Source organism: Micromonospora sp. CPCC 206060, assembly GCF_036906895.1.
Taxonomy (GTDB): domain Bacteria; phylum Actinomycetota; class Actinomycetes; order Mycobacteriales; family Micromonosporaceae; genus Micromonospora.
This window is the reverse complement of record NZ_JBAKHU010000002.1, coordinates 277,874-301,863: the sequence shown is the minus strand read 5'-3', so window position 1 is coordinate 301,863 and position 23,990 is coordinate 277,874. Positions and strand designations below refer to the sequence as shown.

Here is a 23,990-nt window from a genome sequence, read left to right as displayed (position 1 = left end):
CGCCCGGATCACTCCCACTCGATGGTGCCCGGGGGCTTGCTGGTCACGTCCAGCACCACCCGGTTCACCTCGGGCACCTCGTTGGTGATCCGGGTGGAGATCCGGGCGATCAGGTCGTAGGGCAGCCGGGACCAGTCGGCGGTCATCGCGTCCTCGCTGGAGACCGGGCGGAGCACGACCGGGTGGCCGTACGTCCGGCCGTCGCCCTGCACCCCGACGCTGCGCACGTCGGCCAGCAGTACCACCGGGAACTGCCAGACACCCCGGTCCAGGCCGGAGTGGGAGAGCTCCTCCCGGGCGATCAGGTCGGCGGCCCGGAGCAGGTCCAGCCGCTCCCGGTCGACCGCGCCGATGATCCGGATGGCCAGCCCGGGGCCGGGGAACGGGTGCCGCCAGACCATCGCCTCGGGCAGCCCCAGCTCCAGGCCGAGTGCGCGTACCTCGTCCTTGAAGAGCGTGCGCAGCGGCTCGACCAGCGAGAACTGGAGGTCCTCCGGGAGACCGCCGACGTTGTGGTGGGACTTGATGTTGGCGGTCCCGGTGCCCCCGCCGGACTCCACCACGTCCGGGTAGAGGGTGCCCTGCACCAGGAACTCCACGTCCCCGTGGGAGGCGATCTCGCGGGCCGCCGCCTCGAAGACCCGGATGAACTCCCGACCGATGATCTTGCGCTTCTGCTCCGGGTCGGTCACCCCGGCCAGCGCGCCGAGGAACCGGTCCGCCGCGTCGACCACCTTGAGCTTGATGCCGGTGGCGGCCACGTAGTCCTTCTCGACCTGCTCGGCCTCACCGGCCCGCAGCAGCCCGTGGTCGACGAAGACGCAGGTGAGCTGGTCACCCACCGCCCGGTGGACGAGCGCGGCGGCGACGGCCGAGTCGACCCCGCCGCTCAGGCCGCAGATGACCTCCTTGTCGCCGACCTGCTCACGGATTCGGGCGACCTGCTCGTCGATGATGTTGGACGGGGTCCAGGTCGGCTCGATACCGGCGATGTCGTACAGGAAACGGCTCAGCATCTCCTGCCCGTGCGCGGTGTGCCCCACCTCCGGATGGAACTGCACCCCGGCCCGACGGCCGGCCAGGTCCTCGAAGGCGGCCACGGGAGCACCGGCCGACTCGGCGGTCACCGTGAAACCGGCGGGCGCCTCGGTCACGCAGTCCCCGTGGCTCATCCACACCGGCAGCTCGGCCGGCAGGTCGCGGAGCAGCACACCCGCGTCGATCCGGGCCCGCAGCGGCGTACCGCCGTACTCCCGGTTACCGGTCCGGGCCACCGTGCCGCCCAGCGACCGGGCCATCGCCTGGAAGCCGTAGCAGATGCCGAAGACCGGCACGTCCGAGTCGAAGAGACGGTCGTCCACCTGCGGCGCACCCGGCTCGTAGACGCTGGCCGGGCCGCCGGAGAGGATGATCGCGGCCGGATTCTTCGCCAGCATCTCGGCGACCGGCATGGAGTGCGGGACGATCTCGGAGTAGACCCGGGCCTCGCGCACCCGACGCGCGATGAGCTGGGCGTACTGGGCTCCGAAGTCCACCACGAGGACGGGGCGAGGCGTGCTCATGTGCAGCAAGCCTACCGACAGTCACCCCCGCAGCGCCGCCGGGGCGTGCGACGGGACCGCCGGGTTCTCCGGCAGCACCCGGGCTACCCTCCGGTACGGCTCACCGAGCGGCGGCCGGGGGTCCGTCCCGCCCCTGTTGGGCCAGAACGACATCGCCCGTTCCGCCTGAGCGGTGATGGTCAGCGACGGGTTCACGCCGAGGTTCGCCGAGACCGCCGCACCGTCCACCACGTGCAGCCCCGGGTACCCGAAGACCCGGTGGTACGGGTCGATCACCCCCTCGGCCGGCGCGGCGCCGATCACCGCCCCACCCAGGATGTGCGCGGTCATCGGCACGTCGAACGGCTCGGTCAACGCCCCGCCGGGCTCCCCGCCGATCTCCTCGGCGAGCAGCCGGGCCGCCTGGTTGCCGGCCGGGATCCAGGTCGGGTTCGGCACCCCGTGCCCGGGGCTGCTGGCGAGCCGCCGGCCGAACAGCCCGCGCCGGTAGCTGGTGGTGAGCGAGTTGTCCGCCGACTGCATGACCAGTGCGATCACCGTCCGCTCGGACCAGCCCCGGACCGACAGCAGGCGGAGGAAGGTACCCGGCCGGCTGGCGATGATGCCCAACCAGCGGCGTACCCGCCGGGGACCACCGTCGACCAGCACCCACTGGAGCAGCCCCATCACGTTCGAGCCGCGCCCGTAGCGGACCGGCTCGATGTGGGTCTGCCGGTCCGGGTGGAACGAGCTGGTGATCGCCGCCCCCTCGGTGAAGTCCAGGCCCCGGGACCGGGCCTGCTGCCGGGGTACCGCGGCGCCGAGGATGGCCTCCGAGTTGGTCCGGGTCAGCTCACCCAGCCGGGGCGAGAGGCCGGGCAGCGCCCCGGTGGCCCGCATCGAGTGCAGCAGTCGCTGGGTGCCGAGCGCACCGGCCGCGAAGACCACCTGCCCGGCCCGGATCCGCTGCCGGCGCTTCCGCAGCCAGGCACCGGTACGCACGGTCTCGATCTCGTACCCGTCGCCGTCGGCGGCGGGACGGACGGCGGTCACCGTGGTCAGCGGGTGCACCTGCACGCCGAGTCGTTCGGCCAGCCAGAGGTAGTTCTTGACCAGGGTGTTCTTGGCACCCCGCCGGCAGCCGGTCATGCAGGCGCCGCAGTGCGTGCAGCCGGTCCGTTCCGGGCCGACCCCACCGAAGTACGGGTCGGCGGCCCGCTCGCCCGGCCGGCCGATGTAGACCCCGACCGGGGCGGCGTGGAAGGTGTCGGCCACCCCCATCCGCTCGGCCACCGCGCGCATCACCCGGTCCACACTCGTCCGCACCGGGTACGTGGTGACGCCGAGCATCCGCTTCGCCTGGTCGTAGTGGGGGGCCAGCTCGGCCCGCCAGTCGGTGATGTCCCGCCACTGCGGGTCGTCGTAGAACTCGGGCAGCGGCTCGTAGAGGGTGTTGGCGTAGACCAGCGAGCCACCGCCCACCCCGGCACCGGAGAGCACCAGCACACCCCCGCCGGTACGCCGGTCCGCCGCCCGGAGCAGGGTGATCCGCTGGATGCCGTAGCAGCCCAGTTTCGGCGCCCAGAGGAACCGGCGGGTCCGCCAGGACGTCTCGGGGAACTCGTCGTCGGCGAACCGGCGTCCGGCCTCCAGTACCCCGACGGTGTAACCCTTCTCGGCCAGCCGCAGCGCGGTGACGCTGCCACCGAAACCCGACCCGATGACGACCACGTCGTAGCGCATATCCGCATCATTACTTGTGAGTAGCTATCGCGCCAGAGCCTGATTTCGCGCGATCATGCCCGCTGTCGACCGTACGGGGAGGAATCGGTGATGACGGACGTATCAGGAGGGCGGCTCCGCCGTCGACGTACCCGCGCGCTGGTCGGTGTGGCGGTCGTGCTGGCGCTGCTCGCCGCAGCCGGCTGCACCGGCGGGCGGTCCCGGGGCGGAGGCGACGGCCCGTCCGCCACGCCCACCGGCACCGCCGGTACGCCGACCCCGTCCCCCACCCCCTCGCCCACCCCGCCACCCGGGGCGGGCCTGACCGGACCGCTCAACTTCCTGCTGGTCGGCCTGGACACCCGGATCAGCGTGCCGGGCTGGGAGCCGCACGCCGACGCGGTGCTCGTCATGCACGTACCGGCCGGACTCGACCGGGCGTACCTCTTCTCCCTTCCCCGGGACCTGGTGGTGGACATCCCCGCGTTCCCGGCGGCGGGCTTCCCCGGCCAGCGGACCAAGCTCACCCATGCGATGAGCTACGGGAGCCGGGTACCGGGCCGGCGGGACACCCCCGACCCGGCCCAGGGCTACCAACTGCTGGCCACCACGGTGAGCAGGTACACCGGGATCGACCGTTTCGACGGCGGTGCGATGCTCACCTTCGGCGGATTCGACAACCTGGTGGACGCGATCGGCGGGGTGGATCTCACCATCGACCAGCGGGTGGTCTCCCGGCACCGGCAACCCGACGGGAAGCACCGGCGGGCCGTGCCCGGCGGTTACACCGGCCCGCAGATGGTCTACGAGCCCGGCCCGGCGCACCTGAACGGCTGGCAGGCGATCGACTACGCCCGGCAGCGGTACATCACCGGCGGCGACTACGCCCGGCAGCGGCACCAGCAGCAGCTCATCAGGGCCATGGTCCGGCAGATCCAGAGCGACGACCTGGCCCGTGACCCGGACCGGGTGGACCGGATCGTCCGGTCCCTGGGGCGGGCGATGACCTTCGTCGGGGACGGGCACCGGCTGGTCGACTTCGCGTACGCCCTCGGCGGGCTGCGCCCGGACGCCCTCACCCTGGTCGGACTCCCCGGTCGTTCGGTGGGCAGCGGCGCCGGTTACCGGGGTGAACAGCTCGACCCGGTGGGGCGACGGTTCCTCACCGAGCTGCGCGCCGGCCGGGTCGGGGCGTTCCTGGCCGCCAACCCGAAACTGGTGATCCAGGGCTGACGCGGAACCCCGGCCGAGGCACGGCCCGCCGCGCCCCAGCCGGCCCCGCAGCCCGCCCCGGCCGGTCGGACTACGGCTTCGGCGGAGCGGTGGTCCCGGAGAGCCAGGCGTCGAGGAGCGGCCGCAGTGGCCGACCGGCGACCCGTTCCGCGACCGCGACGAACTCGGCGGTGGTGGCGTTGCCGTTGCGCTTCTCCGCAGCCCAGGTGCGCAGCAGCCGGAAGAAGGTGTCGTCGCCGACGGTCCGGCGCAGCGCGTGCAGGACCAGCGCGCCCCGCTTGTAGACCGCGCGGGTGAACAGGCCCGCCCGGCCCGGGTCCAGGGTCGGCCTGGACCAGTCGGTGTCGGCGTACTGCGCGTCGAAGTTGGCCTGCACCGACCGGCCGCCGTCGTGCTCCTCCCAGAGCCATTCGGCGTAACTGGCGAAGCCCTCGTTGAGCCAGATGTCGCTCCACCGGGAGATGGAGACGCTGTCGCCGTACCACTGGTGGGCCAGCTCGTGCGTCACCACGCCGTAGTTCGGGCCGCCCCGGGCGAAGAACGCCTGAGCGTAGACCGGCCGGGACTGGGTCTCCAGCGCGTACCGGATCCGGTCGTCGGCCACCACGATCCCGCCGTACGACTCGAAGGGGTACGGGCCGAACCTGGTGGCCAGGAAGTCGGCGATCTCCCCGGTCCGGGCGAGTGACCGGGCGGCGGGACCGTCGGCGGGCAGGCTGGCGGCGATCGCGGTGACCATCGGCCTACCGTCGTGCGTGCCGGTCCGCACCCGGTAGTCACCGATCACCAGGGTCACCAGGTAGCTGGCCATCGGGGCGCGTTCGCTCCACCGCCAGGTGGTCCAGCCGTCGGCCGTCGACCGCTCCCCCGGCACCCCGTTGCTCAGCGCCGCGAGCCCTTTCGGGACGGTCACCTCGATGTCGTACGTGGCCTTGTCGGCCGGATGGTCGTTGACCGGGAACCAGGTGCTCGCCGACTCGGGCTGGCCGACGGCGATGGCACCGTCGTCGGTGGCGATCCACCCGCCGGTGCCCAGGTCGGCACTGCTGACCGGGACGGGCACCCCGGCGTAGCTGACCTCGGTGGTGAAGGACGTGCCGGCCGGTAGGCCCCGGGCCGGGGTGACCACCAGTTCGTCGCCCTCGCGGACGTGCGTGGCCCCGGCACCGTCCACGGTCACCAGGGAGACGGTCAGCCCGACGAGGTCCAGATTGAACCGGGAGAGCGGCTGGGTGGCCGTCGCGGTCACCGTGGCGACCCCGGTGAGCTGGTCGTTGGCCGGGTCGTAGCGCACCTTCAGCCGGTAGCCGGAGACGTCGTACCCGCCGTTGCCGTACCGGGGGAAGTAGGCGTCCCCGATGCCGGGGGCGCCGGGGGTGAAGCCGGTGGACGCGTTCCCCTGCGGGGTCGACGCGGACCGGGTCGGCCCGGGATCGGACCGCCCGGTGCAGCCACCGGCGACGGTCAGCGCCAACACTCCGGCGGCCACCGCCGCGACCGCCCGCCGAGGGGCAGTCCACGTTGGTCCCCGACCGGCCAACCCGGTCTCTTCCGCTCGGCTCATCGACCTCTCCCCCATCCCCGTTGCGGCGAGCGTATCGAGCCTGGTCAGGGAGTTCGCCACCGAGCCCACCCGTCCGGTCACACTGAGAAACTTTCGCTGGGAAGAACAAAAGTTAGATCGGATCAACACTTTCTTTTGCCGCCTGCCCGGTTTACTGTCTTGCCTCAAGGCGTTACACGACCGCAACAAACCCTTCGCCCGGCCCGCCACCGGCAGGCCGGCCATCGTGCCCCGGTCGTCCCTCGGGACGGCGAACTGCGTCCAGCCGTGGCGGCGGCGTGGACCTGACCACTCGATCGACCAGTCGCGGACCACCGGCGCTCCGGCCCCACCCGAGCGACCGGATCGGACGGATCGGCGCTGCCCGAACCGCGACCACTCACCATCAGCTGATCGTCGTCGACGGTGCACACCCGTCGCGGCCGACGGTCCATCCGCCGTACGAACGGTGGACCCGACCGTCGCCGTGGCAGACGCTGCCACCGTCACGGAAGGTGGAAGAGACAATGCGCGACCGCACACACGACCCCCGTACCGCCGGCCAGCTCACCCGCCGGTCGATCCTCGCCGCCTCCGCCGGGGCCGCCGCGGCCATCGGCGCCGCCGGACTGCCGGTACTGGCCACCGGCACCCCCGCACTCGCCGAGAGCGAAGGCGAGGGCAAGGGCAACATGTACAACCGGCTCCGGGCCGAACCGCTGATCCCGGGCGGAAACCGGGGCATCATCCTCTACAGCGTGCGGGACCGGATCTCGGCCGCCCCCGACGACAGCGGCGTGCCGTACGGCTTCGAGCGGGTGCTCGCCCGGCTGGCCGAGATCGGCTACAAGGAGATCGAGTTCGCCGGGTACACCCAGAACACCGCGATCCTCGGCCGGCAGATCACCCCGACCGAGATCCGCAAGATCCTGGACGACAACGGGCTGATCGCCAACGGCACCCACACCCAGATCCGGGCGGACACCTTCGCGCAGCAGCTCGACATCGCCGAAGAACTGGGCATGAAGAACATCGGCACCGGCAGCGACCCGACCAACAGCGCGTACCGGGCCGACTGGGACGCCGCCGCCGACACCTGGAACGAGCTGGGCCGGCAGGCCGCCGCCCGGGGCATGCGGCTCTACACGCACAACCACGACGCGGCGTACAACTTCCTGCTCGACTCCGGGCCGCTGGACGAACTCGGTCGCCCCACCCGCTCGTCGGGTGTCCGCCGGCTGGAGTACTTCTTCAAGCAGACCGACCCCCGGTACGTCTTCTTCGAGTTCGACATCTACTGGGGTTACGTCGCCCGCTACCGGCACCAGCGGTACGTCGACCCGACCGGTCAGGAGCAGACCAGCCTCTTCGACCCGATCATCAACGTGGCCGAGCGGACCACCCGGTTCCCGCTGTTCCACGCCAAGGACGGCAACAAGAACACCACCCTGCCCAACGGGTACGAGATGACCCCGCTCGGCGAGGGTGACATCAACTTCCAGCAGTTCTTCCAGACCATCGGCGAGCCGGACTTCCACCACGCCAACTGGGAGCAGGACACCGCGCCGGGCGGCACCACCAACCGCGCCCAGTCGCTGGACTTCGCGGCGCTGAGCTTCCAGAACATGTCCGAACTGACCATCTACAAGCGGAGCTGAGCCACGGCCCGGGCCGGCGTCACCACCCGCCGGCCCGGGCCACAGGTCGTCCGGCGGCCCCGCCACCGGACGGTTGCGGCGCGGTCGGCGGGCCGCGCCCCGCACCACCATCCCCGGCGCTGTCGCATCGCGCTGCGGTCCATCCCGGCGCGGTCGAGCCGCGTCCCACTCCATCTGTCCTGCGCGGCGGCGGGACGACCCGTTTCAGGTTCGCCCTCTGCATCCGTGCGCCACCGGCCGCCCAGCCGGCGGTGACGCGCGCCTGCCGACCCTCGGAGGAATCATGATCCGCTCACCCGGACGCCGATGGCTCGCCATCGCCGCTGGTCTCGCCCTCACCGTCCCACTCGCCCTGTCCGCACCGACCTCCGCCGCCCCCGGTACCGCCGGGAACACCCCGGACGAGCCACTCGTCGTTACCGAGAACGGCCCCGAGGCGCTGCGCTCCACCGTCCGCGCGCCCCGTGACTACCGGGTACTCGTCTTCACCGGGACCGCCGGGGAACGCCGGGCGTCCATCGCCGACGGCGTGGACACCATCCAGAAGCTGGCCAGGGGAAACGGCTTCACCGTCACGGTGAGCCAGGACACGGCCGTGTTCACCGCTGCCGAGCTGGCGAAGTACCGCTCGGTGGTCTTCCTCAACACCACCGGCGACATCCTCGACGACGGCCAGCAGGCCGCGTTCGAGGCGTACATCAGGGCCGGTGGCGGATACCTGGGCGTGCACGCCGCTGCGGAGACCGAGCCGGACTGGGCCTTCTACCAGAACCTGGTCGGTACGAAGGTCGCCGGTGCCCCGGCGGTCAGCCAGGGCCGGATCGACGTGGCCGACCGGGCCCACCCGGCCGCCGAGACGTTGCCGCGCACGCTGACCCTCACCGAGGAGTGGTACAACTTCACCACCAACGTCCGGGGCAGCGCACACGTACTGGCCACGGTGGACGAGAAGAGCTACTCCGGCGGCTCGATGGGGTACGACCACCCGATCACCTGGTGCAAGGACTACCAGGGCGGCCGATCGTTCTACACCGGGCTGGGCCACTCCGCCGAGACGTACCGGTCGAACCACTTCCAGCAGCACCTGCTCGGCGCGATCCGCTGGACGGCCGGGGTCGTCGAGGGTGACTGCGGCGCCACGGTGACCGGCAACTACGAGAAGGCCACCCTCAACGACGAGCCGGGCGAGCCGATGTCGCTGGCCGTGCTGCCGGACGGCCGGGTACTGCACAACACCCGGGCCGGCGAGGTCCGCCTCTACGACCCGACCAGCGGCGCCAGCCCGGTCATCACCACCGTGCGGGTCTACACCCACGACGAGGACGGCCTCCAGTCGATCGCCATCGACCCCGACTTCGCGACCAACCGGTGGGTGTACCTCTACTACGCGCCGAGGCTGAACACCCCGGTCGACGACCCGGCCACCCCCGGCGTCAACGAGGGTGACGCCCCGGCCACCTCCACCGATCCGACCGTCTGGGACAAGTTCAAGGGCTACAACCAGCTCTCCCGGGTGAAGCTGGTGGAGGAGCCCACCCCGCACCTGGACCTGAGCACCGAGCAGCAGATCCTGCGGGTCGACGCCGACCGGGGCATCTGCTGCCACGTCGCCGGCGAGATCAAGTTCGACGGCAAGGGACAGCTCTATCTGATCACCGGGGACGACACCAACGCCGGTGGCTCGGACGGCTTCACCCCGATCAACGAGTCGCCCACCCAGGGCCCCGGCTACGACGCGCAGCGCTCCGCCGGCAACACCAACGACCTGCGCGGCAAGCTGCTGCGGATCCGGGTCAAGGCGGACGGTACGTACGGCATCCCGGACGGGAACCTCTTCCCGGAGGCGGAGGACACCGACAACCGGACCCGGCCGGAGATCTTCCTGATGGGTCTGCGTAACCCGTTCCGGTTCGACGTGGACGCCCGGGGCATGGTCTACATCGGCGACTACTCGCCGGACTCCCGGACCCCCAGCCCCACCCGGGGACCGGAGGGCACCGGCCGCTGGTTCGCCACCAGCGAGGCCGGCAACTACGGCTGGCCGTACTGCTACTCGCCGACCCTGCCGTACGTCGACTACGACTTCGCCACCCGAACCTCGGGCGCGCCGTTCGACTGCGCGGCCCCGGTCAACAACTCGCCGCGCAACACCGGCCGTACCGTCCTCCCGCCGGTCGAGCAGCCGCAGTTCTGGTACACGTTCAACGCCACCACCCCGTGCGCCGGGGCGTACCTGTCGAACCCGGCGACCCCGTGCGACTTCGCGTGGCCGGTGATCGGCACCGGCGGCGTCGGTCCGATGGGCGGCCCGATCTACTCGTACGACGCCGATCTCGACTCCCAGGTCAAGTTCCCGGAGTACCACCAGAACGCGGTGGTCTTCGGTGAGTTCACCCGGGACAAGATCTTCATGATGCGGACCGACGGCCAGGGCGGTCTGGTCGGCGTGGAGCAGCTCCTGCCGGGCTTCGTCTTCGACAACCCGATGGACATGGAGTTCGGCCCGGACGGCTCGCTCTACCTGCTGGAGTACGGCGACGGCTTCTTCCGGGCCAACCCGGACGCCCAGCTCTCGGTGATCCGCTACGTCAAGGGCACCCGCTCTCCGGTCGCGGTGCTGAACGCCTCGCCGACCTCCGGGCAGGCCCCGTTGACCGTGAACTTCTCCTCGGCCGGCAGCACCGACCCGGACCCGGGTGAGTCGATCTCCTTCGCCTGGGACTTCACCAGCGACGGCACCGTCGACTCGGCCGACCCGAACCCGTCGTTCACCTACACCGCCAACGGCACGTACACCGCCCGGCTCACGGTGACCGACTCCAGCGGGAAGACCGCCGTCCTGACCCGGGTCATCGTGGTCGGCAACACCGCGCCGACGGTCACCGTCACCTCCCCGGTCGCCGGCAGCTTCTTCAACTGGGGCGACAACGTGCCGTTCACCATCACCGTCACCGACCCGGAGGACGGGCCGATCGACTGCAGCCGGATGACGGTCAGCTTCGTCCTCGGCCACGACACCCACGGGCACCCGGACAGCTCCACCAGCGGCTGCACCGGTACGGTCGCCACCCCGGCCGACGGCGGTGACCACGCCGGCGGTTACCTCTACGGCGGGATCAGCGCCTCCTACACGGACCTCGGCGGCGGCGGGCAGGCCCCGCTGACCACGGTCGGTCAGGCGATCATCCAGACCCCGCGCCAGCAGGCCGAGTACGCCCAGGTCCAGCAGGGCGTGACCCTGGCCAGCACCGGTGACACCGGCGGTGGGCAGCACGTCAGCGGGATCGACCCGGGCGACCACATCGCCTTCGACCCGATCAACCTGGGTGGCGTCTCCTCGGTGACGCTGCGGCACTCGGGGGGATCGGCGGCCACGGCCGGCACCGCGCGGGCCACCGTCGAACTGCGACTGGACTCGCCGACCGGTCCGCTGGTCGCGTCGGCGCCCCTGAACGCCACCTCGGGTAACAACGCGTTCACCGGCACCAGCATCCCGGTCTCCCAGCCGGCCGGGGCGCACCGGCTGTACCTGGTCTTCGCGGCCGTGCCGGGCGGGCCGACCACCGGCCTGGTGAACCTCAACTGGGTGGAGTTCGGCACCAACTGATCGCACCACCACCAACGCAGACCGGCCCCGCTGACATCAGCGGGGCCGGTCTCGTTCGTCGGACGGGAAAGGATCAGCGGTCCAGGACCAGGCCGACCTTCTGGAACTCCTTCAGGTCGCGGTAGCCGCACTTGGCCATCGCCCGGCGCAGGCCGCCGAACAGGTTGAGCTGACCGTTCGGCTCGTCGGCCGGACCGAAGAGCAGCTTCTCCATCGAGCCGAGCGGCTCGCCGGCCGGCTCGAAGGCCCCCCGGGGCAGCGACGGGTGGCTGGCCGCCGAGTGCCACCAGGCACCGCCGGCCGGTGCCTCCTCGCAGAGCGACAGCGGCTCACCGAGCATCACCGCGTCCGCCCCGCAACCGAGCGCCTTGGCGATGTCACCTGAGGTCTGCACGTCACCGTCGGCGATCAGGTGCACGTACCGGCCACCGGTCTCGTCGAGGTAGTCCCGACGGGCCGCCGCCGCGTCGGCGATGGCCGTGGCCATCGGCACCCGGATACCGAGTACCGACTCGGTGGTCGACCACTGGTCACCGCCCACCCCGACGATCACGCCGGCCGCACCGGTACGCATCAGGTGCAGCGCCGTCTTGTAGTCGGTGCAGCCGCCGACCACCACCGGCAGGTCGAGGTCGGCGATGAACTCCTTGAGGTTCAGCGGCTCGTCGGTGGTGGAGACGTGCTCGGCGGAGACCAGCGTGCCCTGGATCACCAGGATGTCCACCCCCGCGTCCAGGATCACCGGGGCGAGCGCGAGGGTGTGCTGCGGCGAGACCCGCACCGCGACCGTGCCGCCGCCGGCCCGCAGCTCACGTACCCGCTCCGCGATCAGGTCGGGGCGGATCGGCTCGGCGTACACCTCCTGGAGCCGCCGGGTCGCCGGGGCCTCCTCACCCAGCCCGGCCAGCTCCTCCAGGATCTTGGTCGGATTCTCGTACCGGGTCCAGAGCCCTTCCACGTTGAGCACGCCGAGACCACCGAGCTGACCGAGCCGGGTGGCCGAGGCCGGGCTCATCGTGGCGTCGGAGGGATGCCCGAGGCAGGGGATGTCGAACTGGTACGCGTCGAGCTGCCAGGAGGTGGATACGTCGTCCACGTCCCGGGTCCGGCGGCTCGGCACGATGGCGATGTCGTCCAGGTGGTAGCCGCGCTGCGCGGTCTTGCCCAGCCCGATCTCGACCACGTCTCGCATGGGTCGCTCCAGGGTAGAAGGGGTGTGTGGCTCAGCGGGTGTGGTAGTTGGGCGCCTCGACGGTCATCTGGATGTCGTGCGGGTGGCTCTCCTTGAGCCCGGCCGCGGTGATCCGGATGAGCTGGCCACGACGGTGCAGCTCGGGGATGCTCTCCGCGCCGACGTACCCCATCGCGGCGCGCAGGCCACCGACGAGCTGGTGGGCGACCGCGGCGAGCGGGCCCCGGTAGGGCACCTGGCCCTCGACGCCCTCGGGGACCAGCTTGTCCTCGCTGAGCACGTCCTGTTGGAAGTAGCGGTCCTTGGAGTACGAGCGGGCCTGGCCACGCGACTGCATGGCGCCGAGCGACCCCATCCCCCGGTACGCCTTGAACTGCTTGCCGTTGATGAAGAGCAGCTCACCCGGGCTCTCCTCGCAGCCGGCGAGGAGGCTGCCCAGCATCACCGTGTCGGCCCCGGCCACCAGCGCCTTGGCGATGTCGCCGGAGTACTGGATGCCGCCGTCACCGATGACCGGCACGCCGGCCGGACGGCAGGCCCGGGCGGCCTCCATGATCGCGGTGACCTGCGGCACACCGACGCCCGCGACGATCCGGGTGGTGCAGATGGCGCCCGGGCCGACGCCCACCTTCACGCCATCGGCACCCGCCTCGACCAGCGCCTTCGCCCCCGCGTAGGTGGCCACGTTACCGCCGACCACGTCCACGGCGGTGTCCCGCTTGAGCCGGGCCACCATCTCCAGTACCGCCCGCTGGTGGCCGTGCGCGGTGTCCACGATCAGCACGTCCACCCCGGCGTCGACCAGGGTGCGGGCCCGCTTGTAGGAGTCCTCGCCGACGCCCACGGCGGCGGCGACCCGCAGCCGGCCCGCCGCGTCCTTGGTGGCGTTGGGGAACTGCTCGCTCTTGGTGAAGTCCTTGACGGTGATCAGACCGCGCAGCCGGCCGGCGTCGTCGACCAGCGGTAGCTTCTCCACCTTGTGCTGGCGGAGCAGGGCCAGTGCCTCGTCCTTGGTGACCCCCACCGGCGCGGTGACCAGTGGCATCCGGGTCATCACGTCACGGACCCGGGTGGCCGGGTCGGAGACGAAGCGCATGTCCCGGTTGGTCACGATGCCGACCAGCCCGCCCTCGGCGTCGACCACCGGCACACCGGAGATGCGGTACCGGCCGCAGAGCTGGTCGACGTCGCGCAGGGTGTCGTCCGGGCTGCACGTCACCGGGTTGGTGATCATGCCGGACTCGGAGCGCTTGACCAGGTCGACCTGGAGTGCCTGGTCCTCGACGGAGAGGTTGCGGTGCAGCACCCCGATGCCGCCCTGGCGGGCCATGGCGATCGCCATCCGGCCCTCGGTGACGGTGTCCATCGCGCTGGACAGCAGCGGGATGGTGAGGGTGATGTTGCGGGTCAGCCGGGTGACCGTGTTGACCCGGCTCGGGACGACGTCGGACTCGGCCGGCTGTAGCAGCACGTCGTCGAAGGTCAACCCGAGCGGTACCACCCGGGCCGAGCCGGCGGGCAGCTCGGGCAGGTGCCCGGCCAGCTCGCCGGAGTCCGCACCCGTCGGCAGATCGGCGGTCGGCGAATTTTCCACGATTGCTCCCCTGAGCTGGTCGGACGGGCTTCAGCGAGACGACACGCACGGTCACCGGCGCGCACGGGGGTGACGGCGTGTGTGCCTCATCGTACCCGTGGAGCTGCGGCGACCCCGGTGGGCGCCGGTCGTCGCCGACGGATGCCGGGTGTACGGGTGACCGGGGGTTACCACTACGGTGGAGGGGTGCACGACGAGCCCATCGACCCGTTCGACGGTGACCCCGCCGACCCTTCCGCCGAACTGGACGATCCGGACGGCGACGCCCGGACCGACCCGTTGACCGAGGTGGAGCGGCAGGACGTGCTGGAGGATCTGGCCGACCTGGAGATCTACCAGGCCCTGCTCGGCCCCAGCGGGGTCCGTGGCCTGGTCATCGAGTGCGAGGACTGCCACGAGCCGCACTACTTCGACTGGGACCTGCTCCGGGGCAACCTGCGCCACCTGCTCGACTCCGGCCGTCCCCGGGTCCACGAGCCGGCGTACGACCCGGACCCGGACCACTACGTCACCTGGGACTACGCCCGGGGGTACGCGGACGGGGTGCACGACTCGCTGAGCGACGGCACCGACGACTGAGCCCGGCGGGCCGGGACCGACGACCTGAGCCCGGCGGCCGGGCGCGGTGGAGGTCAGGCGACCAGGCCGGCCCGGAACCCGGCCGCCACGGCGTGTGCCCGGTCCCGGGCACCGAGCTTGCGGAACAGCCGGCGGGCATGGGTCTTCACGGTGTCCTCGGAGACGAACAACTCCCGGCCGATCTCGGCGTTGCTCTTGCCGTCGGCCATCCCGAGCAGGACCTGGAGTTCCCGCTCGGTCAGCGCGACCGAACGGCCAGAGGCAGCGTCGTCCCCCCGGTGGGACGGTTCCCCGGCAGCCGTACCGCCGGATCGGCCGGGCGACCGGCCACCGGTCCCACTGGTCGGCCGGTCCCCGCCGGGGCCGCCGGACCTGCCACCGGCGGTGCCGGCCGGGGTGATCCGGCCCCCCGGCACCCGTCCCGGCTCCTCGTCCTCTGGCACCTCGGCCACGTCGTCGCCGCGCTGCACCGGCACCACGGTGGGAACCGCAGCCCCGTCCCCGGGCCGGGCCGCCGGCCCGGCACCCGCAGTGGGCCGGCCGGTCACCGCCGGCGTCACCGCACGGCGCACCCGGACGACCGGGTCACCTGTGACGTGACCCACCTCAGGGGCCACCGGATCACCGGCCTGCCGGCCTTCGGCGGTGTCACCCGCGTCAACCGGCAGGGTCAGTCCCCGGGTACCCAGCACGGCCGTCGGGCGCCGCCCCGGTCGGACCGGCGCGGCGATCAGCAGCAGCGCCTTGGCCACCGCGCTGACCAGGTCGTGGTCCGCGCTCGGGATGAGCCCCCGGGCACCGGCATTGATAACGGTGGCTGTGACGCCCGGCTCTGCGGCACCCAGCAGGAGGACGGCCGCGCGGGGTGCCCGGGCGAGTACGCGCCGCACGAACCCGGCGCTGTCTGGACGGGCAAGCGCGGTGTCCGCGAGCACCACGTCGGCGGGCCGTTCGGCGAGCCGCAGCATCACCTCGGGGTCCGAGACGGCGGTTCGGACCGCAGGCGACAGCCCCAGACGGGCTGCGGCGGCGGTGATGTGCTGCGCGGCCAGTGGGGTCCGGACGCAGACGAGGACGGTACGCACGGTGGATCTCCCTTCCCTGACGAGGAGACCATGACCGGCTCTGATCACGACGACTTTCCCGACGATCCGGACAAATTTTTTAGGGCAATTGCGACCAAACAACACCACTATTCTGGCTTTTCATCAAACACGTGTGAGTCGTGGGACGGTTGGGTATCAGCGATGCAGACCGGAACGGTGCACCAGCGCGGCCCCCGCCGGGAACCGGTCGAAGCAGGTCATCGCGGTGCCGCGCGGGAGGAGGGGTGCTGATGTCGAACGTACGTAGACTGCCCGGACCCATCGTCGATCTCTGGGACTGGCAGCGGCTCGGCGCTTGCCGGGGTCGCGACAGCGCTCAGTTCTTCCACCCCGACGGGGAACGCGGCTCGTCCCGCAACCGGCGGGAGAGCGGCGCGAAGGCGGTCTGCCGTACCTGCCCGGTCCGGGCGGAGTGCGCCGCACACGCGCTCTCGGTCCGGGAACCGTACGGCGTCTGGGGCGGGTTCAGCGAGTCCGAACGGCTGCGGCTGCTCGCCATCGGCTGGGAGGACGCCGCCGACCGTCGGCAGACCCGGGTGGACATCCAGCGCCTGGAGAGCCGGCTGGGGCAGACGCACAAGTCGACCGTCCCCAGCCAACGCGTGGCCTGACCACGACACCGGACGTACCGACGGCGTGGTTCCCTGTTCCGGGGAGTCACGCCGTTCCGGGGAGTCACGCCGTCGCCGTGCTGCCGGCGCACCGCAGGAACCGGTCGGCACCCCCCTGACCCGGCGCCACGTCACCGGCGTTCCCGGGTCAGCGGACGGTGACCGTGACCCGGTGCCAGCCGGTGGCGCCGTCCGGCGCGACCGGACGACGCCGGTCGGTCTGCACCGCCCCGGTCGGGTCGGTGGCCCGCACCTCAAGGGTGTGCTCACCGGCGCTGGCCGCCCACTGCCACGACCACTGCACCCAGGTGTCGGCCGACACGGCCGGCGCAAGGGTCGCCAACTGCCACGGCCCGCCGTCGACGCGTACCTCCACCCGGGCGATGCCGACGTGCTGCGCCCAGGCCACCCCGGCCACCGTCACCGGGCCGGCGGTCAGCCGGTTGCGGGGCCGGGGCACGTCGATCCGGGACTGGGTCTTGATCGGCCCCCGCGCCGACCAGCCCCGTGGCACCCAGTACGCGTCGAAGTCCGCGAAGCTGGTCAACTCCAGCTCGACCAGCCACTTGCAGGCCGACACGTAGCCGTAGAGGCCGGGCACCACCATCCGGACCGGGAAGCCGTGCTCCACCGGCAGCGGCTCGCCGTTCATGCCGACCGCGAGCAGGGCGTCCCGGCCGTCGCGGAGCACCTCGGTCGGCGTACCACAGGTCCAGCCGTCCACCGACCGGCCCACCACCTGGTCCGCACCGTCCAGCGGCTCCACCTCGTCGAGCAGTTCGCCGATCGGTACGCCGAGCCAGCGGGCGTTGCCGACCAGGTCACCACCCACCTCGTTCGACACGCAGGCGAGCGTGATGTACCGCTCGACCATCGGGCGGGCCAGCAGTTCGGCGAAGCTCAGGGTGAGCGGGTTGCGGACCCGGCCGTGGATCCGCAGCCGCCAGGTCTCCAGGTCGACCTGGGGTACCGCCAGCGCGGTGTCGATCCGGTAGAACGCGGCGTTCGAGGTGGTGTACGGGGCGAGCTGGGTGAGGGAGAGGTCGGCACCGGCCGGTACCGGCGGTGCGGGCGAGACCGGAGCCGGCAGGGTGAGCGCCGAACGGGCCTCGGCGACCCCGCGCCGTCCGGCCAGCCACCGGCCGCCGACCCCGCTCAGCGCGGCGGCGCCGACCAGCAGCCCGGTCCCGGTGAGGAACCGCCGCCGCCCCTCCGGCGACGGGTTGTCCCCGGTCGACGGGACACCCGTCCCGGCACCGGGTTCCGCCGCACCAGCGGTCGGCCAGGGAGCCGGCTCCAGCGGACCGGCGACGAGCAGCCAGAGTACGAGCCCACCGAGCAGCGCGCCGAGCAGCGAGGGCAACGCGGCGGGGAGCGTGGCACCCGGCCGGGTCAACGCGGCGGTCACGCCGACCACGGCGAAGAGGGCCACCCCGGTCAGTCCGGCCGCCAGCCGGCGGGCCGCGAGGATCCCGATCAGGGCGGCGAACACACCGAGCAGTACGGCGGTACCGACCAGCAGGGCGACCTTGTCGTACACCCCGAACAGGTCGATGGCGAACTGCTTCGCCGGCTCCGGGACGGCGTCCACCACGACCCCGCCGACGGCCACCAGCGGGGCGCTCCGGGCCCCGGTGCCGACCGCGACCAGTTCCGCCGAGCCGACCGCCACGGCGGCGGCGGTGATCCCGGCCAGCGCGCCGTACCCACGTGAGGTGCTGCTCATCGGACCAGTCTCGACGACCGGCCGGGACGGCCGGTAGTCACGTCACCGATCCGTAAGCTCCGTGGGCCGAAGACGAACCGGGGCACTCCGCCGTGATCAACGATCGATCATCGGCGGGGTGCCCCGGATCAACGAGCTGCGAGCGACGGTCAGAAGCCCGGGCCGTGCTGGTGGCCGTGACCGTGACCGTGGCTGTGACCGTGACCGCCGGCGGCCGCCTCGGCCTTCTCCGGCTTCTCCACGATCAGGCTCTCGGTGGTCAGCAGCAGCCCGGCGATCGACGCGGCGTTGATGACCGCGTTCCGGGTCACCTTCACCGGGTCGAGGATGCCGGCCTTCACCAGGTCGACGTACTCGCCGGTGGCGGCGTTCAGACCGTGGCCCCAGTCCTTGTCGGCGACCTTCTGCACCACGACGTACCCGTCGTGGCCAGCGTTCTGGGCGATCCAGCGCAGCGGCTCGACCAGCGCCTTGCGCACGATCGACACGCCGACCTTCTCGTCGCCGGTGAAGCCGAGGTCGTCGGCAAGTACCGCCAAGATCTGCACCAGGGCGGCGCCACCACCCGGTACGGTGCCCTCCTCGACGGCGGCCTTGGTGGCGGCGATGGCGTCCTCGATGCGGTGCTTGCGCTCCTTCATCTCGACCTCGGTCGCCGCACCCACCTTGATGACCGCGATGCCGCCGGAGAGCTTGGCCAGCCGCTCGGAGAGCTTCTCCCGGTCCCACTCGGAGTCCGACGCCTCGATCTCCTTGCGGATCTGCGCGACCCGGTCGGTGACCTCGGCGGTGCGGCCACCACCGTCGACGACGGTGGTGTTCTCCTTGTCGACCACCACGCGACGGGCGGTGCCCAGCACCTCCAGACCGACCTGGTCGAGCTTGTAACCCAGCTCTGGCGCGACCAGCTCGGCGCCGGTCAGGATCGCCATGTCCTGGAGCATCGCCTTGCGGCGGTCCCCGAAGCCCGGCGCCTTGACCGCGCAGACCTTGACGGTCTTGCGGATCGAGTTGACCACCAGCGTCGAGAGCGCCTGCCCCTCCACGTCCTCGGCGATGATGAGCAGCGGCTTGCTGCTCTGGAGAACCTTCTCCAGCAGCGGCAGCAGCTCCTCGATCGCGGAGATCTTCTGCGTGGTGATCAGGATGTACGGGTCGTCGAGCACCGCTTCCTGGGCCTCGACGTCGGTGACGAAGTTGGGCGAGATGAAGCCCTTGTCGAACTGGAGACCCTCGGTCACCTCCAGCTCGGTGGCGAGGGTGGAACCCTCCTCGACGGTGATAACACCGTCGCGGCCGACCCGCTCCATCGCCTCGGCGATCAGCTCACCGATGGTGGCGTCCTGCGCGGAGATCGTCGCGACGTGCGCGACGGACTCCTTGCTCGCCACCTCGACGGCCTTGCCGAGCAGCGCCTCGGAGACCTTCTGGGCCGCCGCGTCGATGCCCCGCTTCAGGCCGGTCGGGTTGGCACCGGCCGCCACGTTGCGCAGGCCCTCGCGGACCATCGCCTGGGCGAGCACGGTCGCGGTGGTGGTCCCGTCGCCGGCGATGTCGTTGGTCTTGGTCGCCACCTCCTTGACCAGCTGCGCACCGAGGTTCTCGTACGGGTTGGTGAGGTCGATCTCCTTGGCGATGGTCACGCCATCGTTGGTGATCGTCGGCGCACCGAATTTCTTGTCCAGGACGACGTTGCGCCCACGCGGGCCGAGGGTGACCTTGACCGCGTTCGCCAGCGCGTTGACACCGTGCTCCAGCAGGTGCCGCGCGTCATCCGAGAAGCTCAGGATCTTCGCCATCTATGTCCCTCCAGACGACGCTGCCCCGGCCCGGCGAGCCGGACCGGGACAGCGTCACTGATCGACTGATCGGTTGGTTACTTCTCGATGACCGCGAGGACGTCACGGGCGGAGAGCACCAGGTACTCCTCGCCGGCGTACTTGACCTCGGTGCCGCCGTACTTCGAGTAGATGACCGTGTCGCCGACCTTGACGTCAACCGGGATCCGGTTGCCGGAGTCGTCGATGCGGCCCGGGCCGACGGCGAGGACAGTGCCCTCCTGCGGCTTCTCCTTGGCAGTGTCGGGGATCACGATGCCCGACGCAGTGGTGGTCTCAGCCTCATTCGCCTGGACCAGGATCCGGTCCTCGAGCGGCTTGATCGCAACCTTGGTCGCGGTAGTCACGGGCATACCCTCCTGGGGTACTGGTTTCTGTACCGGTCAGTCCAGCTGACCAGCGTCAATCTGCCACATGCCACCGGGCGGGGCCGTCGTCGCGGGTGCCGGTCCGCCTGGCGTTCAGCCCCCGCGCCGAGGCCCGGGAGCTGGCACCCTCGGTCCGAGAGTGCTAATCGCAGATTAGGCCGATCGCTAGCACTCCGTCAAGGAGAGTGCCAACGAACCCCCGTCGTGTCGCCCGGTCCGACCCGCCCCGGACACCGGCACGCCGTCCCGCCACAATGATCCGGTGGACCTCGACCAGCTCGCCGCGCTGCGTACCCCGGCGGGCGAGACCGCCCTCGCCACGGCGGCCGGGCTGGCCGGCGGCGACCCGCTGGCCGCGGCGGCCGCGCTACGGGCCACCGGGGTTCCCGCCGACCTCGCCGCCGCCGCACTCACCCAGGCCGAGCTGCGCCGCCGGGCGGTACCCAAGTTCGGGCCGGAGGCGGCCGGCATGTTCTTCACCCGGGCCGGACTGGAGCAGGCCACCCGGCGGGTGGTCGCCGACCGGCGGGCCGCCCGGTTGCGCGCCGCCGGGGTGACCACCCTCGCCGACCTCGGTTGCGGACTCGGCGCCGACGCGCTCGCCGCCGCCCGCGCCGGCATCCGGGTGTACGCCGTGGAGGCCGACCCGCTCACCGCCGCGCTGGCCACCTCGAATGCCCACGCCACCGGACTGGCCGACCTGGTCACGGTGGAGTGCGGGGACGCCACCACCTTCGACGTGACCCGGGTGGACGCGGTCTTCTGCGATCCGGCCCGCCGCCGCGCCGGCACCGGACGACGGATCTTCGACCCGACGGCCTACTCACCACCCTGGGACTTCGTGCTCGGACTGGCGGAACGGGTCCCCCGCACCGTGGTCAAGGTGGCCCCCGGGATCGACCACGCCCTCATCCCGGCCGGCGCCGAGGCGGAGTGGGTCAGCGTGGACGGCGACCTGGTCGAGGCGGCTCTCTGGTGCGGCCCACTCGCCGAGGTCCCCCGCCGCGCCACCCTGCTCCGCAGTAAGGAAGGGCCCCCGCTTAACGCTTTCGGTATAGGAAGGGCCCCCTCTTATCACCTCACCGGCAGCGGCACCGTCGAGGCAGCCGTCGCCGGGGTACGCCGGTACGTGCACGATCCCGACCCTGCCGTGGTCCGCGCCCACCTGGTCGCCGAGCTCGCCACCGACCTCGACGGGACGCTCGCCGACCCGACCATCGCCTACCTCTACACCGACGAACCGGCCCGCAGCCCGTTCACCCGGTGCATCGAGGTCGCCGAGGTACTGCCGTTCTCGCTGAAGCGGCTGCGGGCGCTGCTGCGGGACCGGGGGGTGGGACGGGTCGAGATCCTCAAGCGGGGCTCGGCGCTGGAGCCGGAGCAGCTCCGGCGTGACCTGCGGCTACGGGGTACCGGATCGGCGAGCCTGGTGCTGACCCGGGTGGCCGGTACGCCGACCGTCCTGATCGGTCATCCGGCCGGTGAGGACGGCGCCAGAACGGCACCCTGACCGGGTTCTCCCACGGATCCGGTAGGTTCAGCGACGTGGCGGGACAGGGTACGCCGGCAACGGCACTGCTGGCGAAACAGAAGATCGCGCACAGCACCCACCCGTACGATGTCTCGCCGGATTCCCCGAACTACGGCGCCGAGGTAGCCGCCGCGCTGGGCGTACCCCCCGAGCAGGTCTTCAAATCGTTGGTCACCGAGGTCGACGGGGTGCTCACCGTGGCCGTGGTACCGGTCACCGGCGAACTCGACCTCAAGGCGCTGGCCGCTGCCCGGGGCGGCAAACGGGCGACACTCGCGGACCGGGCGCTCGCCGAGCGCAGCACCGGGTACGTCCGGGGCGGCATCAGTCCACTTGGTCAGCGCAAGCGGCTTCCGACGGTGGTCGACGTGTCGGCGTTGGGCTTTTCCACGATCTACGTTTCCGCCGGTCGCCGTGGGTTGCAGGTGCAGCTCGCCCCGGGGGATCTGGTCGCACTGACCGGGGCGGCCACCGCTCCGATCGCCGCCACCCGCTGACCCCTCCCCGCCCTCGGTCCACTCCGATCGCCGCCACCCGCCCCTCGATCCACCCCGATCGCCGCCACCCGCCCCTCGATCCACTCCGATTTCAGGAAATCGGGCCATCGGGCCGGGGCTGACACCACGACTACCAGAAAAACGAGTGGTTCACACGGCGGTCGAGGCCGAGAGGGCAGAGACAGGGGGCAGTGTCATCCCGGCGAGACAGCCGGTCCTCGCGTGCTGGCACAGCCGGTCCTCGCGTGCTGGCACAGCCGGTGCAGCTCGACAGGCTACGAGCCGGATGGCCTGCTGCGGCTGGCGCCCAGCCGGACCCCGCACAGCAGCAGGCCGGACCCGGGTGGGGTGCGGCCCGGGGCCGACCTGCGGATGACCGGGCGATGTCGATCACGTTGCTGAATTGTTATCGCCGACAACAAACTCGTGGCCTCGGCACTCTTGCCACCGCAGCGCGCCGAGCAATACGTTGCCGGACACAACAAAACAACACCTCCCCCACCCCCACCGAAGGGAACCCCGCACCATGCGTAAAGGGATCCTCACCGTCGCCACCGCAGGTCTGCTCGTCACGGGCAGCCTCGCCGCCTGCGGCGACGACGCCGGTAACAGCGGCACGGGCAGCGACAAGCCCGCCAAGATCGGCGTGATCCTCCCGGACAGCAAGTCCTCCGCGCGCTGGGAAGGCGCGGACCGCAAGTTCCTGGAGGAGGCGTTCAAGGCTGCCGGCGTCCAGTACGACATCCAGAACGCCCAGGGCGACAAGACCCAGTTCTCCACCATCGCCGACGCGATGATCACCAGCGGGGTGACCGCCCTGATGATCGTCAACCTCGACTCCGGCACCGGCAAGGCCGTGCTGGACAAGGCGAAGTCGCAGGGCATCGCGACCATCGACTACGACCGGCTCACCCTGGGCGGCTCCGCGGAGTACTACGTCAGCTTCGACAACGTGGCGGTCGGCAAGCTCCAGGGCGAGGGTCTGGTCAAGTGCCTGACCGACCAGGGTGCCAAGAACCCGGTCGTGTCGTACCTGAACGGCTCCCCCACCGACAACAACGCCACCCTGTTCAAGAGCGGCTACGACTCGGTGCTCAAGCCGAAGTTCGACGCGAACGAGTACACCAAGGGCCCGGACGACGACGTGCCGGACTGGGACAACGCCCAGGCGGGCACCATCTTCGAGCAGCAGCTCACCAAGACCGGTGGCAAGATCAACGGCGTACTCGCCGCGAACGACGGTCTGGGCAACGCCGCCATCTCGGTGCTGAAGAAGAACAAGCTCAACGGCAAGGTCCCGGTGACCGGCCAGGACGCCACCCCGCAGGGCCTGCAGAACATCCTCGCCGGTGACCAGTGCATGACCGTGTACAAGGCGATCAAGCAGGAGGCCCAGGCCGCCGCCGACCTGGCCATCGGGCTGGCCAAGGGTGCGAAGAAGGAGACCGGTCAGACGGTCAAGGACCCGGAGAGCGGCCGGGACGTCCCGTCCGTACTGCTCACCCCGAAAGCGATCTACAAGGACAACGTCAAGGACGTGGTCGCCGACGGTTACGTCACCAAGGAAGAGCTCTGCACCGGGGAGTACGCCAAGCTCTGCGCCGACGCGGGCATCAGCTGACCGAGCGGCCCGAAGCCGGCGTC

General features: G+C 71.4%; 17 protein-coding genes. 8 read left to right on the top strand and 9 right to left on the bottom strand.

All coding sequences use genetic code 11. The features are described from left to right. Positions 1–8: 8 nt before the first annotated feature. Together guaA and V6U90_RS03785 are read right to left on the bottom strand one after the other, a co-directional pair. The gene (gene guaA / locus V6U90_RS03790; RefSeq protein WP_334431118.1) at positions 9–1,562 is read right to left on the bottom strand and encodes a glutamine-hydrolyzing GMP synthase; all 1,554 of its coding nucleotides are present in this window, start codon (positions 1,560–1,562) and stop codon (positions 9–11) included. Positions 1,563–1,583: 21 nt separating this feature from the next. Then, entirely contained in the window at positions 1,584–3,284 is a 1,701-nt protein-coding gene (locus V6U90_RS03785; RefSeq protein WP_334431117.1) for a GMC family oxidoreductase, read from the bottom strand. A gap of 90 nt (positions 3,285–3,374) precedes the next feature. Between V6U90_RS03785 and V6U90_RS03780 the strand changes: the two genes are divergently transcribed. After that, entirely contained in the window at positions 3,375–4,496 is a 1,122-nt protein-coding gene (locus V6U90_RS03780) for an LCP family protein (protein WP_334431116.1), read from the top strand. Between the two features lie 70 nt (positions 4,497–4,566). Here V6U90_RS03780 and V6U90_RS03775 read toward each other — a convergent pair whose 3' ends face one another. Next, positions 4,567–6,060 (bottom strand): M1 family metallopeptidase, encoded by a 1,494-nt coding sequence (locus tag V6U90_RS03775; protein WP_334431115.1) that lies wholly within the window; start codon positions 6,058–6,060, stop codon positions 4,567–4,569. Positions 6,061–6,566: 506 nt separating this feature from the next. On the opposite strand from V6U90_RS03775, the gene V6U90_RS03770 reads away from it, so the two are divergent. Both V6U90_RS03770 and V6U90_RS03765 read left to right on the top strand, forming a co-directional pair. Beyond that, positions 6,567–7,697, top strand: a complete 1,131-nt coding sequence (locus V6U90_RS03770; RefSeq protein ID WP_334431114.1) for a sugar phosphate isomerase/epimerase family protein — start codon at positions 6,567–6,569, stop codon at positions 7,695–7,697. Between the two features lie 283 nt (positions 7,698–7,980). Further along, complete coding sequence (locus V6U90_RS03765) at positions 7,981–11,304, top strand: ThuA domain-containing protein (RefSeq protein ID WP_334431113.1); 3,324 nt, start codon at positions 7,981–7,983, stop codon at positions 11,302–11,304. 73 nt (positions 11,305–11,377) lie between these two features. On the opposite strand, the gene V6U90_RS03760 is transcribed toward V6U90_RS03765, so the two are convergent. Both V6U90_RS03760 and guaB read right to left on the bottom strand, forming a co-directional pair. Continuing rightward, a complete protein-coding gene (locus tag V6U90_RS03760) occupies positions 11,378–12,496 on the bottom strand; it encodes a GuaB3 family IMP dehydrogenase-related protein (RefSeq protein ID WP_334431112.1) in 1,119 nt (372 codons plus the stop codon). Positions 12,497–12,527: 31 nt separating this feature from the next. Further along, complete coding sequence (guaB, locus tag V6U90_RS03755) at positions 12,528–14,090, bottom strand: IMP dehydrogenase (protein WP_334431111.1); 1,563 nt, start codon at positions 14,088–14,090, stop codon at positions 12,528–12,530. 186 nt (positions 14,091–14,276) lie between these two features. Here guaB and V6U90_RS03750 point away from each other — a divergent pair, with 186 nt between their 5' ends. Further along, a complete protein-coding gene (locus V6U90_RS03750) occupies positions 14,277–14,669 on the top strand; it encodes a DUF5319 domain-containing protein (protein WP_334431110.1) in 393 nt (130 codons plus the stop codon). A 53-nt stretch (positions 14,670–14,722) separates the two neighbouring features. Here the strand turns inward: V6U90_RS03750 and V6U90_RS03745 are convergent, their stop codons facing one another. Beyond that, entirely contained in the window at positions 14,723–15,754 is a 1,032-nt protein-coding gene (locus tag V6U90_RS03745; RefSeq protein WP_334431109.1) for a helix-turn-helix domain-containing protein, read from the bottom strand. 251 nt (positions 15,755–16,005) lie between these two features. Between V6U90_RS03745 and V6U90_RS03740 the strand changes: the two genes are divergently transcribed. After that, entirely contained in the window at positions 16,006–16,386 is a 381-nt protein-coding gene (locus V6U90_RS03740; protein ID WP_334431108.1) for a WhiB family transcriptional regulator, read from the top strand. 148 nt (positions 16,387–16,534) lie between these two features. Here the strand turns inward: V6U90_RS03740 and V6U90_RS03735 are convergent, their stop codons facing one another. The 3 genes from V6U90_RS03735 to groES form a co-directional block, all read right to left on the bottom strand. Continuing rightward, on the bottom strand, positions 16,535–18,112 hold the full coding sequence (locus V6U90_RS03735; protein ID WP_334431107.1) for a molybdopterin-dependent oxidoreductase: 1,578 nt from the start codon (positions 18,110–18,112) through the stop codon (positions 16,535–16,537). Positions 18,113–18,261: 149 nt separating this feature from the next. After that, on the bottom strand, positions 18,262–19,911 hold the full coding sequence (gene groL, locus V6U90_RS03730; protein WP_334431106.1) for a chaperonin GroEL: 1,650 nt from the start codon (positions 19,909–19,911) through the stop codon (positions 18,262–18,264). A 77-nt stretch (positions 19,912–19,988) separates the two neighbouring features. Further along, positions 19,989–20,303 carry a co-chaperone GroES gene (groES, locus tag V6U90_RS03725; RefSeq protein ID WP_208815209.1) on the bottom strand — a complete coding sequence of 105 codons (315 nt, stop codon included), beginning with the start codon at positions 20,301–20,303 and terminating at the stop codon, positions 19,989–19,991. A gap of 277 nt (positions 20,304–20,580) precedes the next feature. On the opposite strand from groES, the gene V6U90_RS03720 reads away from it, so the two are divergent. The 3 genes from V6U90_RS03720 to V6U90_RS03710 all read left to right on the top strand — a co-directional run bounded on the left by V6U90_RS03720 (position 20,581) and on the right by V6U90_RS03710 (position 23,967). Then, positions 20,581–21,828, top strand: coding sequence for a class I SAM-dependent methyltransferase (locus tag V6U90_RS03720; RefSeq protein WP_334431105.1), 1,248 nt, complete (start codon positions 20,581–20,583; stop codon positions 21,826–21,828). A 35-nt stretch (positions 21,829–21,863) separates the two neighbouring features. Further along, positions 21,864–22,346 (top strand): Cys-tRNA(Pro) deacylase, encoded by a 483-nt coding sequence (gene ybaK, locus V6U90_RS03715; protein ID WP_334431104.1) that lies wholly within the window; start codon positions 21,864–21,866, stop codon positions 22,344–22,346. Between the two features lie 526 nt (positions 22,347–22,872). Then, entirely contained in the window at positions 22,873–23,967 is a 1,095-nt protein-coding gene (locus tag V6U90_RS03710) for a sugar ABC transporter substrate-binding protein (RefSeq protein ID WP_334431103.1), read from the top strand. Positions 23,968–23,990: the final 23 nt, after the last annotated feature.